Genomic DNA, 13,006 nt, shown 5'->3' on the forward strand with positions numbered 1-13,006 from the left:
CAGGCACCGTCGCGCCGTCAGGCGCGGTCTGGCTCACCGGTCGATGCCGGGACGGAGGGGAAACCGACTCCCCGCACACGTGAGGCCGAGGCCGGCGAGGCGACGAGGTCGTCGTCGACACGCCGTGGTCCTTCAGTCGAACCGGTGCGAGTGAGACGAGTCTGGCTATCCGAATCCGCGTCGTCGATGTCTGGAGCAACACCATTCCGCTTCAGCGATGTCCCGTGCCACACTCGAACGATGAGTGATGGTTCGGACGACGCCCTGCGCACCTGGCTGTCGGCGATCGGGGACCTGACGGCGGCGGTCAATGCCGGGCGCAGTCTCCGAGAGGTACTCGACCTCGTGGCCAGGAAGGCCCGGGAACTGCTCGCGCTCGATTTCTGCGGCGTGCTCGTGCCGGACGAGGACCACCGGAAACTGATCATCGCCGGCTGGAGCGGCCTCAGTGAGCAGTACGTGGAGCGGGTGAACACCGACCGACCGGTCCGGCTGGAGGCCGACGCCGACAGCGGAGCGCCGTCCAGCAGGGCGTTCCGCTCCGGCCTGCCGTGCGCGGTCGTCGACATCGAGAAAGAGCCCGGCTTCATATGGGGCGGAGTCGCCCGGGAGCAGGGCTATCGGTCGATGCTGTCGGTACCGCTGGTCACGGCCTCCGGGGTGATCGGGACGTTGAACAGCTACCGCACCTCGGTCCACGTCTTCGGCGCGGACGAGGTGGAACGGCTGCAACTCCTCGCCGAGCACGCGGCCATAGCGACCACGTCGGCGCGGCACCTGGAGGACCTCCGCCTCCAGCACGAGCTCGTCACCCGCTCCGAGGAGATCCACGACCGGCTGTTGCGCGTGTCCGTCCGCGCGGGTGGTGTGGCCGGCATCGTCGACGCCCTGCATGAGCTGCTCGGGTCTACGGTGCTCGTGCACGACGCGCGAGGGGAGCTTCTGGCGGCGGCGGGCGAGGAGCCGACGGGCCGTCCAGACTGGGGTGAGACCGGGGAGGACCGTCCCGCCGGGTCCGAGCTGGTACGCGACGAGGGCAGCGATGTCGTCGTCGACGTCGTGCTGGCCGGGGCGGTCGCCGCCCGGGTCCGGATCCCCGGCCGGGCGGGCACACTCGCGGCCCTCGACCGTCGCGCTCTGGAGCACGCCGCCGTCGTGCTCGCCCTCGAACTGTTCCGGCGCCGCACCGCCGCGGAGGCGGAGCAGAGCGTCCGCGGGGAACTGCTCGCCGATCTGCTCGCGGGCGCCGACCCGGCCGCCCCGTCCATCCGGGACCGGGCGGCCCTCCTGGGCCACGACCTCGGTCGGCCCCACGCGGTGCTCGTCGCGCGGGTGACCGCACAGGACGGGGCCGCCGCCGCGGGAGACACCCTGAAGCGGGCGGTGACCGCGGCCTCGCGACTGACCGCGGGAGTACGGCCGCGCCCGCTGATCTCCGGCCATCACGACCTGGTGATCACGCTGTGGCCGCAGGGGGCGACCGAACCGGTCCCGGGCGACGCGCTGCGCTCCGCGCTCGCCTCCGTTCCCGGGGTCGAGGAAGCCACCGTCGTCGTCTCGGACGGCACCGCGGACCTCGTGGACGCCTACCGCACCGCGCGCGGAGCGGTCCTCCTCGCCACCCGGAGCGGTCGTCGCGGCAAGACGGTGACCCTCGACGACCTCGGTGTGGGGGGCCTGCTCCTTCAGCTCGGCGACTCGGCCCGCCTGCGTGCCTTCGCCGAACGCACCCTCGGTGCTCTCGTGCGGTACGACGAGGAGCACGGAGCGGAGTTGTTGAGAACACTGCGCGTCTACCTCGACGCCGGCCTCGACCGGAATGCGACAGCGGACCTGCTCACGGTCCATCCGAACACGGTGAGCCAGCGCATGCGCCGCATCTTTGAACTCACCGGCCTCGACTGGCGTGACGCACACACGATGGTCGACGCGCGCTCGGCGCTGGTGGTGCTCGACGTGGCGGCAGGAAGCGAGCAGGCGATCAACTGACGGCGCCGTGCGGCCGGATGAGGGGCCGCCGATGGCCGAGGGCGCTCACGGCGAGTGAGCCGCCTGCCGCGGCCTGCCCGCGCGACCGGTGCCATGCACTCTTCGACACTCCGGAGAGCCGGCGCAGCGCCGCCAACTCCTCGGCGAGTTCGTCACGTTGGGCCGGACTGGCGGCCGAGTGGAGGAACTCCGCCCGGATGGGCTCGCAGATGTGGAAAACGCCGGGGGCAGCGGCCCCCGTCCTCACGTTTCCCGATGTGCGGCACCCGCCCTGTCATGGGTGGTCAGGCTGTCGCGGGGCTCGTACCGCCGTGAGTTGCTGTGCACTCGACCGGGCCCCACGGGTCGGCCAGCCCGGAGGTCGCGGTGACCATGAAGCCGACGATGACGAGCATGTTGCCGATCCCGCCGGCGAAGGTGGCCACGAGCAGCAGCCACATCCAGGAGCGGTCGTCGCCGAGGCCGAGCAGGGCGGCTGTGAACACGGTCTGCAGGATGCCGCCGGTGATCAGCGTCTGCTGGCTGCCGATCTTCCCGATGACCTTCGGGGCGGCGGAGCCGCCGACGACCGTTCCGAGGCCCAGCACGCCGAAGGACAGACCGGCGGCGAGCGGGGAGAAGCCGAGCACCTTTGGAGGTACAGAGTCAGCAGGAAGACGAGGGACGTCTCGGTGAGGAACGCGAGCAGACCGGCGACATTGCCCCAGGCCACCGATCGCTTGCCGAGCACGCCGAGCGGCACCAGCGGCGCGGCCAAGCGACACCGGTCTGCGTAACCTCCCCTTCCACGGTTTCGCGCAGAACCAGATCTGGCTGGAGATCCTCCAGCTCGCCCTGGACCTGCTGGCTTGGATGCCGATGCTCGCCCTCACCGGCCCCGCCAGGCTGTGGGAGCCCAAACGCCTGCGGCTGCGGCTGTTCTCCGCAGCCGCCCAGCTCGTCACCACCGGCCGCCGCCGCATCCTCCGCCTCCCAGCACACTGGCCCTGGACCGACACCCTCACCAGTGCGCTCGACCGCCTCCAAGTCCTGCCCAACCCCGGCTGACCAGCAGCTTTCCTGTCCCTACGAGCATCACCACCCCCAGAGCAGTGGAAACCGGCGCCCACCCGACGCGACAGCCGGGCCACCAACCTGCCCACAACCAGAAATCCCCGCCCCGAACGAGCGTGAGGGAGGCGAAGAGGCCCCCGCCGAAGCAGGGGCCTTGCCGTTTGTGCTGGTCAAACGGTTCTGCACGCGTAGGTGGTGGTGGGGCGGGTGGGACTCGAACCCACGGCCGACGGATTATGAGTCTTTCCCGGATCTTCCGGTCGCTCCCCGGTCTTGCCGTGACCTTCCCGTATTCGCAGGTCAGAGCATGATTGGCCGCCGTCCGGCTCGGCGACTTCCTGATTCTTCCGGTCCTTCCGTCCACCGCGGGTCCGCTGCGGGTCCCCTCGTGCCAGAGGGCCACGGTGCTACAGGGTGGCACCGAATAGCACGGGACAGCTACCGTGGACGTATGACTGCCCAGCCCGAGATCACGCAGCGCGACCTGCGCACCCGGTCCAGAGAAATCATGGACGCTGTCCAGAGCGGCCAGGCGTTCACTGTCACTCGCGACGGACACCGCATCGGCGAGCTCATCCCGCTGCGCCGTCGACGCCGCTTCGTCCCGCGCGGCGAATTCGCCGCCATGTCCCGCACGGCGCCCGACATCTCCCTGGACACCTTCCGTGCCGACCAGCACGCCACCGTCGAGCAGGAACTGGACGATCCCTATGCCCGCTGAGCACCAGCAGGGCCTCCTCGACACCAACATCATGATCCTGCGCAAGTGGATCGCTCCGGAGGAACTACCCGCCGAGATGGCCATCACCGCCATCACCCTGGCCGAACTCTCCGCAGGACCTCACCAGGTACGCAGCAACACGGAACAGAGCGACTACGACGAACACGCCGAACGAGCTCGCCGCACGGACATCCTCCAGCGCGCCGAGAACGAGTTCGACCCCATCCCCTTCGACGCGGAAGCCGCCCGTATCTACGGCCGCGTCTGCGCCGCCGTCATCAGCGCCGGCCGCCAGCCCCGGCGTCGTATCGCCGACTTGATGATCGCCTCCATCGCCATCGCGGAGAACCTTCCCCTCTTCACCACCAACCCCGATGACTTCAAGGGCCTCGACGGCCTGCTCACCATCGTCCCCGTCACACGACCGCAGGTGCTCCACGACCAGTGGACAACGGCATAGAACAAGCCAAGTCTTCGTGGCGCCGATCTCACTCGACCGGTCCGCTTCTGCAACTCACCATCTGCTTCGGGCACGCGTGCAGAAAGGAGCGGCGCAGTCGGGGCCCAAAGGTGGATGGGCCAACGCCTGGGCCGCGAGCGGTTGGTTCCGGTCGCGGTGTACTTGCTGTAGCGCTTGCGGACGCGCGCTTTCAGCCGCCATCGTCGCCCCGGTGGCAGGCGGCCGGCCAGGACGGCACGGCCGATCGCTCCGACGAGCCTCACCGGGCCGGGCCGGCCGGGGCGATGCCGCGGGCGGCCACGATCTGGTCGGCGCCAGCATTGAGTAGCACGGTGAGGCTGACGCGTTCAGCCGACAACCCAGGCTGGGCGGTGGCCAGGTCGCCCGCGATACGGACCAGCGCCTGGAGGAGGGCGAGTATCTGCTTGCCGAGCGCGTCCTCGATAGCGGTGGTTGGTGGGCCCGCTCGTCGCGCCAGACGTCACGAACGCGGACAGCCTCCGCCTTGACAGCGAGAAGGGCATCCGCTGGGGCGAACGCCCTCTCGTCGCGAACTCGTCAGGGTTCCAGCCGGCGCCGACACCCAGGATCAGACGGCCGCCGGACACCACGTCCAGGGTGGCCGCCTGGTTGGCGAGCACCAGCGCCGGGTAGTACGGCGCGACGAGTACGGACGTCTGCGGTCGCAGGTGCGTGGTCGCGCCTGCGACCACAGACAGCAGAACAAGCGGGTCCGTGTCGAGTCCGAAACCGCTGTCCAAGAGGCGGTTGCCGACCGCACCGTGATCGAAGCCCAGATCTTCGGCGTGGCGCGCGACGCGGAGCACGCTGGACCTGCGCTCGGTGGGGCGGGTGGGACTCGAACCCACGGCCGACGGATTATGAGTCCGCTGCTCTAACCGGCTGAGCTACCGCCCCATCGCGGCGCGTCGCGTACACGTGTGCGCGCCGTCTGCCGCAGCATAGCCGCTCATACGATCTCCTGCTTCGGATGGTCGGCTACACGTGACCTTGAGGACTCCGCCGTGGGCGTGACGGTTCCTGCGGGCATGAAAAAGGACCCCTGAGGGGTCCTCTTCAGACGCTCCCCCGACTGGACTCGAACCAGTAACCTGCCGGTTAACAGCCGGCTGCTCTGCCAATTGAGCTACGGAGGACCGAGCTCCCCCGACTGGACTCGAACCAGTAACCTGCCGGTTAACAGCCGGCTGCTCTGCCAATTGAGCTACGGAGGAATGCCTCGTTGCATCGAACGCACCCACCTGGGCATCCCCCAGGGGGCGCGCGCTCGCTGCGACACATACATTAGCGCAAGCAGAGGGGTGCTCCGCCAATCGGTACCCGCCACGCCGGACGCCCGCGCAAGGGGCGACGCAGACGCAAGGGAAGGATGGCCGCCATGCGCTATCGGCTCACGTTCGCCGCCGGGCTCGCCCTGGGCTATGTGCTCGGCACCCGAGCCGGACGCGAACGTTACGAGCAGCTGAAGAAGTCCACCTGCCGGTTCGCGCAGAACCCGGCCGTGCGCAACACCGCCGAGACGGCCGTCCAGCAGGGGCGCGAGATCGCCGGCAAGGCGCTCCACGCGGTGAGCGACAAGGTCGGCGACCATATGCCCGACTCGGTCGCCGGCCGGGTGCGCTCGCTGCGGGAGCGGAACGCGAACGGCCACGGCGCGGACGACTGGGGCACCAGCAACACCTGAACGCGGCCTTTTCGGCGGCGGGTGGTCGCACCGGCATCACCTGCCCCTCCCACCCCGGCGGCACCTGACCCGCGCCCGCCTTTCCCGACCGCCGGGGAAGGCGGGTCCACCACCCTCCCGGGGCGAGTCCACTCCTCTCACCGGGCCGGTGCTCCGCCCTCCGGGAAGGACACGGTCACCCCTCTCCGTACGGCAGAATTTCCGCCATGGGGATAGTCGCCGGGTTGGACAGTTCGCCCGATTTCACTCGTATTGTCGTCTGTGACGCGGACACCGGGGCCGTACTCAGGCAGGGCTACGCACCGCATCCGGTGGAGAGTTCCGAGGGTGGCGGCCGTCCCTCCGACATCGATCCGCAGGCCTGGCTGCTGTCCCTGGGGGAGGCGGCGGGCGGGGGACTCCTGGAGGGCGTGCAGGCCATCGGTGTCTCGGCACAGCAGAACGCGCTGGTCCCCCTCGACGCCCAGGGCGCCACCGTGCGGCCCGCACTGGTCGGCGGCGACAGGCGGGCGCAGGTCGCGGCGGCCGACCTCATCGACGCCCTCGGCGGACGGCAGGCCTGGGTCGAGGCCGTCGGGTGCGTCCCGCAGGCCGGGCAGCCCTTGACCAAGCTGCGCTGGCTCGCCAGGAGCGAACCCGACAACGCGCGGCGCACCGCGCTGCTGCTGCAGGCCCACGACTGGCTCGTGTGGCAGTTGCTCGGACGGCCCCTGAGAAGGACCACCGATCGCGGCGGGGCCTCCGGGACCGGGTACTGGTCGGCGATGACCGGCACCTACCGCACCGACCTCGTCGAGCTGGCGCTCGGCCACCAGGCCGCGCTCCCCGAGGTCCTCGGCCCCTCGGAGGCGGCGGGTACGACACCGGAGGGGCTGCTGATCTCCGCGGGCACCGGCGAGACCATGGCCGCCGCCCTGGGTCTCGGCATGGGGCTCGGCGACGCGGTCGTCTCGCTCGGCGCCTCCGGGTCCGTGATGGCCGTACACCCCGAGGCGCTCGTCGACTCCACCGGGATGATCACCTCGCTGGCGGACGCGACGGGCATGCACCTGCCGGTGGTGACCACGCTCAACGCCGTGCGCACCCTGCGCGGCACCGCCGAACTGCTCGGCCTGCCCGACCTGGAGGCTCTGTCGGAGCTGGCCATGAAGTCGACGCCCGGCTCCCACGGACTGGTGTTCCTGCCCTATCTGGAGGGCGAGCGGACCCCGAACCTGCCGCACACCGCGGGCACCCTGGCCGGGCTGCGGCGCGAGTCGATGAAGCCCGAGCATCTCGCGCGCGCCGCGTTCGAGGGGATGCTGTGCGGGCTCGCGGACGCCCTGGACGTGCTGCGCGGACGCGGCGTCGAGGTGCGGCGGATCTTCCTGCTCGGTGCCGCCGCGGAGCTGCCCGCCGTGCAGGCGGCGGCACCCGCGCTGTTCGGCGTGCAAGTGGTGGTGCCGCAGCCCGCCGACTACGCGGCGATCGGCGCGGCCCGGCAGGCGGCCTGGTCCCTCGGCGTGTCGCAGGGCACCCTCGACCCGCGCACCCCGCCGGCCTGGCAGGGCGCGGTGGCGCAGGTCCTGGAGCCCGGCGAGGAGCTGGCCGTAGGCCAGGCGGTGCGTCAGCAGTACGTGTCGGTACGCGAGCAGACGCATCCGGGGGCGTTCAGGTCGTAGTGCCGTAGCCCGCGGGTCGTAGGCCGTCGGGCGCGCGTACGACCTCGTACGCCCCCTGACCCGGACGGACCCATGACGTCGGCCACGGCGTACCGAACGCCCCCGTGTCCTGCGCCTTGTCCCGCTCCCGGTGTCGTGCACGTCACACCACCGGGTGTCCCCGTACCGCTTCCCCACGTCACCGCCCCTTCCCGCGCCCCGCGGCTGAGGCCGAGTCAGCCCGGCGGCTCCGCTGTCGGATTAATCGGTTGAGGTAACGCGGGTGGAGTGTCCGACGATAGGGGGTGGTGCATCACCGCCCGCCCCGCCGTCCGTCTGCGACTCCGAGAGACCTCGCGTGCTCATACGACTTCTGAGGGCCTACCTGGCCCCCTATCGCAAACCCATCACCCTGCTGGTGCTGCTGCAGTTGCTGCAGACCTGCGCCACGCTCTATCTGCCCACCCTCAACGCGCACATCATCGACCGCGGTGTCGTGCAGGGGGACACGGGCTACATCCTGACCTTCGGCGGCCTGATGATCGCGGTCTCGCTCGGCCAGGTCCTCTGCAACATGGGCGCCGTCTACTTCGGCGCCCGTACCGCGTCGGCCGTCGGCCGGGACATGCGGGCCGCCGTCTTCGACCGGGTGCAGTCGTTCTCCTCGCGTGAGGTGGGCCACTTCGGGGCGCCTTCGCTGATCACCCGCACCACGAACGACGTGCAGCAGGTGCAGATGCTCACCCTGATGACGTTCACCCTGATGGTGTCGGCGCCGATCATGTGCGTGGGCGGCATCGTCATGGCGCTCGGTCTGGACGTGCCGCTGTCCGCCGTCCTGGTGGCCGTGGTGCCCGTGCTCGGCATCTCCGTGGCGCTGATCGTGCACCGGCTGCGTCCGCTGTTCCGCACCATGCAGGACCGCCTCGACACGGTGAACCGGGTGCTGCGCGAGCAGATCTCGGGCAACCGGGTGATCCGCGCCTTCGTCCGCGACGACTACGAGAAGGACCGTTTCCGGGGTGCCAACACCGAGCTGACCGAGGTGTCCCTGGGCACCGGCCGCACGCTCGCGCTGATGTTTCCCCTGGTGATGACCGTGGTGAACCTCTCGTCGATCGCCGTGCTCTGGTTCGGCGCGCACCGCATCGCCAGCGGCGGCATGCAGATCGGCGACCTGACCGCGTTCCTCACCTATCTCATGCAGATCGTGATGTCCGTCATGATGGCGACCTTCATGTTCATGATGGTGCCGCGCGCGGAGGTGTGCGCCGAGCGCATCGAGGAGGTGCTCGGCACCGAGTCGAGCGTCGTGCCGCCCACCGCGCCGGTGGTCGAGCTGCGACGCCATGGACATCTGGAGATCCGCGGCGCCGGATTCCGCTACCCGGGTGCCGAGGAGCCGGTCCTCAAGGGCATCGACGTGATGGCGCGACCGGGTGAGGTGACGGCCGTCATCGGGTCCACCGGCAGCGGCAAGTCGACCCTGCTCGGACTGATCCCCCGCCTGTTCGACGCCACCGAGGGCGAGGTGCTCGTGGACGACGTGAACGTCCAGGAGATCGACCCCGCGCTGCTCGCGAAGACGGTCGGACTCGTCCCCCAGAAGCCGTACCTGTTCGCCGGAACGGTCGCCACCAATCTGCGCTACGGCAACCCGGACGCCACCGACGAGGAGCTGTGGCACGCGCTGGAGGTGGCGCAGGCCAAGGAGTTCGTCTCGAAGCTGGAGAACGGCCTCGACTCCCCCATCGCACAGGGCGGGACGAACGTCTCGGGCGGCCAGCGGCAGCGCCTCGCCATCGCCCGCACCCTCGTGCAGCGTCCCGAGATCTACCTCTTCGACGACTCCTTCTCCGCGCTCGACTACGCGACCGACGCCGCCCTGCGCGCCGCGCTCGCGCGGGAGACCGCCGAGGCGACCGTCGTCATCGTCGCCCAGCGCGTGGCGACCATCCGGGACGCCGACCGGATCCTGGTCCTCGACGAGGGCCGGGTCGTCGGCACCGGCCGTCACCACGAGCTGATGGCAAGCAACGAGACCTACCGGGAGATCGTGCTCTCCCAGCTGACGGAAGCGGAGGCCGCCTGATGGCCGGGCCCATGGGACGCATGATGGGCGCGGGCGGCCCCGACCAGCGCTCGATGGACTTCAAGGGGTCCGGAAAACGGCTCCTCGCCCAGTTCAAGCCCGAACGCACCACCATGATCGCGATGCTGCTCTGCGGTGTGCTGAGCGTGGCGCTCTCCGTGCTCGGGCCGAAGATCCTCGGCAAGGCCACCGACCTGGTCTTCGCCGGGATCATCGGCCGGCAGATGCCCGCCGGGCTCAGCAAGGCACAGGTGCTCGCGTCCCTGCGCAAGCGGGGCGAGGGCGGCATGGCGGACATGCTCTCCGGCACGGACTTCACCCCGGGCAAGGGCATCGACTTCGGTGCCGTCGGGAACGTCCTGCTGATCGCGCTGGGCACGTTCCTGGTGGCCGGCCTGCTGATGGCGGTCACCACCCGGCTGTCCAACCGGGCCATCAACAAGACCGTCTACCGGCTGCGCGAGGACGTGCAGGCGAAGCTGTCGCGGCTCCCGCTGTCGTACTTCGACAAGCGGCAGCGCGGTGAGGTGCTCAGCCGCGCCACCAACGACATCGACAACATCGGGCAGACGCTCCAGCAGTCGATGGGGCAGCTCGTCAACTCGCTGCTGACGATCGTGGGCGTGCTCGTGATGATGTTCTGGGTGTCGTGGCTGCTGGCGCTGGTCGCGCTGGTGACCGTGCCGCTGTCCTTCGTCGTGGCCACCCGGGTCGGCAAGCGCTCCCAGCCGCACTTCGTGCAGCAGTGGCGCACCACCGGCCAGTTGAACGCGCACATCGAGGAGATGTACACCGGGCACACCCTGGTGAAGGTGTTCGGGCGCCAGAAGGAGTCGGCACGGCAGTTCGCCGAGCAGAACGAGCAGCTCTACGAGGCCGGGTTCCGGGCCCAGTTGAACAGCGGCGTCATGCAGCCGCTGATGATGTTCGTGTCGAACCTGAACTATGTGCTGGTGGCCGTGGTGGGCGGTCTGCGGGTGGCGTCGGGTGCGCTGTCCATCGGTGATGTGCAGGCCTTCATCCAGTACTCGCGGCAGTTCTCGATGCCGCTGACGCAGGTCGCGTCGATGGCGAACCTCGTGCAGTCGGGCGTCGCCTCGGCGGAGCGGGTCTTCGAGCTGCTGGACGCGGAGGAGCAGACGGCGGACCCGGTGCCGGGCCTGCGTCCCGAGAAGCTGCGCGGGCGGGTCGCACTGGAGAACGTGTCGTTCCGCTACGACCCGGACAAGCCGCTCATCGAGAACCTGTCGCTGACGGTGGAGCCGGGCCGGACGGTCGCGATCGTCGGCCCGACCGGAGCCGGCAAGACGACGCTCGTGAACCTGCTGATGCGGTTCTACGACGTCACCGGCGGGCGGATCACACTCGACGGGGTCGACATCGCGAAGATGTCCCGGGACGAACTGCGCGCCAGGATCGGGATGGTCCTCCAGGACACCTGGCTGTTCGGGGGGACCATCGCGGAGAACATCGCCTACGGGGCCCCGCGCGCGGTCACGCGGGCGGAGATCGAGGAGGCGGCGCGGGCGGCACTCGCGGACCGGTTCATCCGTACGCTGCCGGACGGCTACGACACCGTGATCGACGACGAGGGCACCGGCGTCAGCGCGGGCGAGAAGCAACTCATCACCATCGCGCGGGCGTTCCTGTCGGACCCGGTGATCCTGGTCCTCGACGAGGCGACGAGTTCCGTCGACACCCGGACCGAGGTGCTGATCCAGAAGGCGATGGCGAAGCTGGCGCACGGACGGACGTCCTTCGTCATCGCGCACCGGCTGTCGACGATCCGGGACGCGGACACGATCCTCGTGATGGAGAACGGCTCCATCGTGGAGCAGGGCTCGCACGAGGAGCTGCTGGCGGCCGACGGGGCGTACGCGCGGCTGTACAAGGCGCAGTTCGCGCAGGCGGTCGCGGAGATCGACTGAGCCCCTGGGGCCGCTCCTCGCGAGCGGCCCCGCTCAGTCCAGATAGCCCCTGAGCTGATCCGCCAACGCGTGGTCCCGCAGCTTGTTCAGGGTCTTGGACTCGATCTGGCGGATGCGTTCGCGGGTCACGCCGAAGATGCGGCCGATCTCCTCGAGGGTGCGAGGACGGCCGTCGGCGAGGCCGTAGCGCAGCTGGACGACCTTGCGTTCGCGTTCGCCGAGGGTGGAGAGCACGGCCTCCAGATGCTCCCGCAGCAGCAGGAACGCGGCCGACTCCACCGGGCTCGCGGCGTCCCCGTCCTCGATGAGGTCGCCGAGGGCCACGTCGTCCTCCTCGCCGACGGGGGCGTGCAGCGAGACGGGTTCCTGGGCGAGCCGCAGTATCTCGACGACCCGCTCGCCGGGCAGTTCCAGATACGCGGCGACCTCGTCCGGTGTCGGTTCGTAGCCGCGTTCCTGGAGCATGCGGCGCTGGGCGCGGACGACACGGTTGATGAGTTCGACGACGTGCACGGGGACGCGGATGGTGCGGGCCTGGTCGGCCAGGGCGCGGGACATGGCCTGGCGGATCCACCAGGTCGCGTACGTCGAGAACTTGTAGCCGCGGGCGTAGTCGAACTTCTCGACGGCCCTGATCAGGCCGAGGTTTCCCTCCTGGACGAGGTCCAGCATCGTCAGCCCGCGGCCGATGTACCGCTTGGCGACGGAGACGACGAGCCGGAGGTTGGCCTCGATCAGCCGCCGCTTGGCCATCCGGCCCATGACCACCAGCCGGTCCAGGTCCAGGGCGAGTTCGGTGTCGAGGTCGGGGGTGCGGACGAGCTTGTCCTCGGCGAACAGGCCGGCCTCGACGCGGCGGGCGAGTTCGACCTCCTCGGCCGCCGTGAGCAGGGGGACGCGGCCGATCTCGCGCAGATACTGGCGGAACAGATCCGAGGAGGGACCGCCGGTGTCGGCGTGCCCGCGGAACGGCTCGACGGGCTCGGGCTCCGCGGCCTCCAGGGCGTCGGGCAGTCGCGGCTCCTCCGTCCCGGGCGGGCCCTGCGGTTCCGCGTCCGTCTCGGGGTGGTGCGCGAGCCGGCTCTGCGGGGGCACCGCCCCGAGGACGTCGCTGTCGGCGTCCGGATCGTCGTGGGCGGTCTCGGTCTCGCTCAGGGTCTGGGTCTGCACGGGGGCGACCTCCAGGAATGTCGCTGCCGAGGGGTGCGGCAGCAGTACGTCGGGGATGCCGGTGGTCCGCCCGCCGGCCATCCCGTAGTCGTCGAACGGAACCGCGGGGGTGTCGGACCCGCCAGGGACGGGCCGGCCGCGCTCCGGGGACTCAGAGCTCCGGACAAAATGGGAGTCCGATCAGCTCGCGGCGTCTGGCGCGTGCGATCGCAAGGCGCCGGAAGGTCCTCGTAGCGGAGCTACTTGGG

Annotated in this window: 9 protein-coding genes, 3 tRNA genes and 2 pseudogenes; 8 read left to right on the forward strand and 6 right to left on the reverse strand. The window is 70.2% G+C overall.

Features of this window, described 5'->3' with window-relative positions:
* Positions 1 to 240: 240 nt before the first annotated feature.
* Entirely contained in the window at positions 241 to 1,989 is a 1,749-nt protein-coding gene (locus ACWD5Q_RS01355) for a helix-turn-helix domain-containing protein (RefSeq protein ID WP_451424916.1), read from the forward strand.
* A 344-nt stretch (positions 1,990 to 2,333) separates the two neighbouring features.
* Here ACWD5Q_RS01355 and ACWD5Q_RS01360 read toward each other — a convergent pair.
* Positions 2,334 to 2,749, reverse strand: a pseudogene (locus ACWD5Q_RS01360) (MFS transporter); the annotation flags it as partial.
* Between ACWD5Q_RS01360 and ACWD5Q_RS01365 the strand changes: the two are divergent.
* From ACWD5Q_RS01365 to ACWD5Q_RS01375, 3 genes and pseudogenes are all read left to right on the forward strand, one after another.
* A pseudogene (locus ACWD5Q_RS01365) lies at positions 2,731 to 3,036 on the forward strand (transposase); the annotation flags it as partial. The pseudogenes ACWD5Q_RS01360 and ACWD5Q_RS01365 overlap by 19 nt on opposite strands.
* A gap of 457 nt (positions 3,037 to 3,493) precedes the next feature.
* Positions 3,494 to 3,763: a type II toxin-antitoxin system Phd/YefM family antitoxin gene (locus ACWD5Q_RS01370; RefSeq protein WP_451424917.1), complete on the forward strand. Its 270-nt coding sequence runs from the start codon at positions 3,494 to 3,496 to the stop codon at positions 3,761 to 3,763.
* Positions 3,753 to 4,223 (forward strand): PIN domain-containing protein, encoded by a 471-nt coding sequence (locus ACWD5Q_RS01375; RefSeq protein WP_451424918.1) that lies wholly within the window; start codon positions 3,753 to 3,755, stop codon positions 4,221 to 4,223. The genes ACWD5Q_RS01370 and ACWD5Q_RS01375 overlap by 11 nt, the downstream gene beginning before the upstream one ends.
* 347 nt (positions 4,224 to 4,570) lie before the next feature.
* Here the strand turns inward: ACWD5Q_RS01375 and ACWD5Q_RS01380 are convergent, their stop codons facing one another.
* The 4 genes from ACWD5Q_RS01380 to ACWD5Q_RS01395 form a co-directional block, all read right to left on the reverse strand.
* Positions 4,571 to 5,092, reverse strand: coding sequence for an LLM class flavin-dependent oxidoreductase (locus tag ACWD5Q_RS01380; RefSeq protein ID WP_451424919.1), 522 nt, complete (start codon positions 5,090 to 5,092; stop codon positions 4,571 to 4,573).
* Positions 5,068 to 5,141, reverse strand: a tRNA-Ile gene (locus tag ACWD5Q_RS01385). Before ACWD5Q_RS01385 ends, ACWD5Q_RS01380 begins: the two co-directional genes overlap by 25 nt.
* Positions 5,142 to 5,307: 166 nt before the next feature.
* Positions 5,308 to 5,380 (reverse strand) — tRNA-Asn (locus tag ACWD5Q_RS01390).
* 5 nt (positions 5,381 to 5,385) lie between these two features.
* Positions 5,386 to 5,458, reverse strand: a tRNA-Asn gene (locus tag ACWD5Q_RS01395).
* Positions 5,459 to 5,622: 164 nt separating this feature from the next.
* Between ACWD5Q_RS01395 and ACWD5Q_RS01400 the strand changes: the two genes are divergently transcribed.
* From ACWD5Q_RS01400 to ACWD5Q_RS01415, 4 genes are all read left to right on the forward strand, one after another.
* Entirely contained in the window at positions 5,623 to 5,928 is a 306-nt protein-coding gene (locus ACWD5Q_RS01400) for a YtxH domain-containing protein (RefSeq protein ID WP_451424920.1), read from the forward strand.
* Between the two features lie 206 nt (positions 5,929 to 6,134).
* On the forward strand, positions 6,135 to 7,589 hold the full coding sequence (locus ACWD5Q_RS01405; protein WP_451424921.1) for a xylulokinase: 1,455 nt from the start codon (positions 6,135 to 6,137) through the stop codon (positions 7,587 to 7,589).
* 337 nt (positions 7,590 to 7,926) lie between these two features.
* On the forward strand, positions 7,927 to 9,660 hold the full coding sequence (locus tag ACWD5Q_RS01410) for an ABC transporter ATP-binding protein (protein WP_451424922.1): 1,734 nt from the start codon (positions 7,927 to 7,929) through the stop codon (positions 9,658 to 9,660).
* Positions 9,660 to 11,588 carry an ABC transporter ATP-binding protein gene (locus ACWD5Q_RS01415; RefSeq protein WP_451424923.1) on the forward strand — a complete coding sequence of 643 codons (1,929 nt, stop codon included), beginning with the start codon at positions 9,660 to 9,662 and terminating at the stop codon, positions 11,586 to 11,588. The genes ACWD5Q_RS01410 and ACWD5Q_RS01415 overlap by 1 nt, the downstream gene beginning before the upstream one ends.
* A 33-nt stretch (positions 11,589 to 11,621) precedes the next feature.
* Here the strand turns inward: ACWD5Q_RS01415 and ACWD5Q_RS01420 are convergent, their stop codons facing one another.
* Positions 11,622 to 12,839, reverse strand: a complete 1,218-nt coding sequence (locus ACWD5Q_RS01420; RefSeq protein WP_451424924.1) for an RNA polymerase sigma factor — start codon at positions 12,837 to 12,839, stop codon at positions 11,622 to 11,624.
* Between the last annotated feature and the right edge of the window lie 167 nt (positions 12,840 to 13,006).

The sequence above is a fragment of the Streptomyces sp. NPDC002513 genome, assembly GCF_053595355.1.

Bases quoted from the DNA above. Each gene is read 5' to 3' on its own strand.
- ACWD5Q_RS01355 (WP_451424916.1), top strand. From the start codon at position 241: ATGAGTGATGGTTCGGACGACGCCCTGCGCACCTGGCTGTCGGCGATC.
- ACWD5Q_RS01370 (WP_451424917.1), top strand. From the start codon at position 3,494: ATGACTGCCCAGCCCGAGATCACGCAGCGCGACCTGCGCACCCGGTCC.
- ACWD5Q_RS01375 (WP_451424918.1), top strand. From the start codon at position 3,753: ATGCCCGCTGAGCACCAGCAGGGCCTCCTCGACACCAACATCATGATC.
- ACWD5Q_RS01400 (WP_451424920.1), top strand. From the start codon at position 5,623: ATGCGCTATCGGCTCACGTTCGCCGCCGGGCTCGCCCTGGGCTATGTG.
- ACWD5Q_RS01405 (WP_451424921.1), top strand. From the start codon at position 6,135: ATGGGGATAGTCGCCGGGTTGGACAGTTCGCCCGATTTCACTCGTATT.
- ACWD5Q_RS01415 (WP_451424923.1), top strand. From the start codon at position 9,660: ATGGCCGGGCCCATGGGACGCATGATGGGCGCGGGCGGCCCCGACCAG.
- ACWD5Q_RS01420 (WP_451424924.1), bottom strand. From the start codon at position 12,839: ATGGCCGGCGGGCGGACCACCGGCATCCCCGACGTACTGCTGCCGCAC.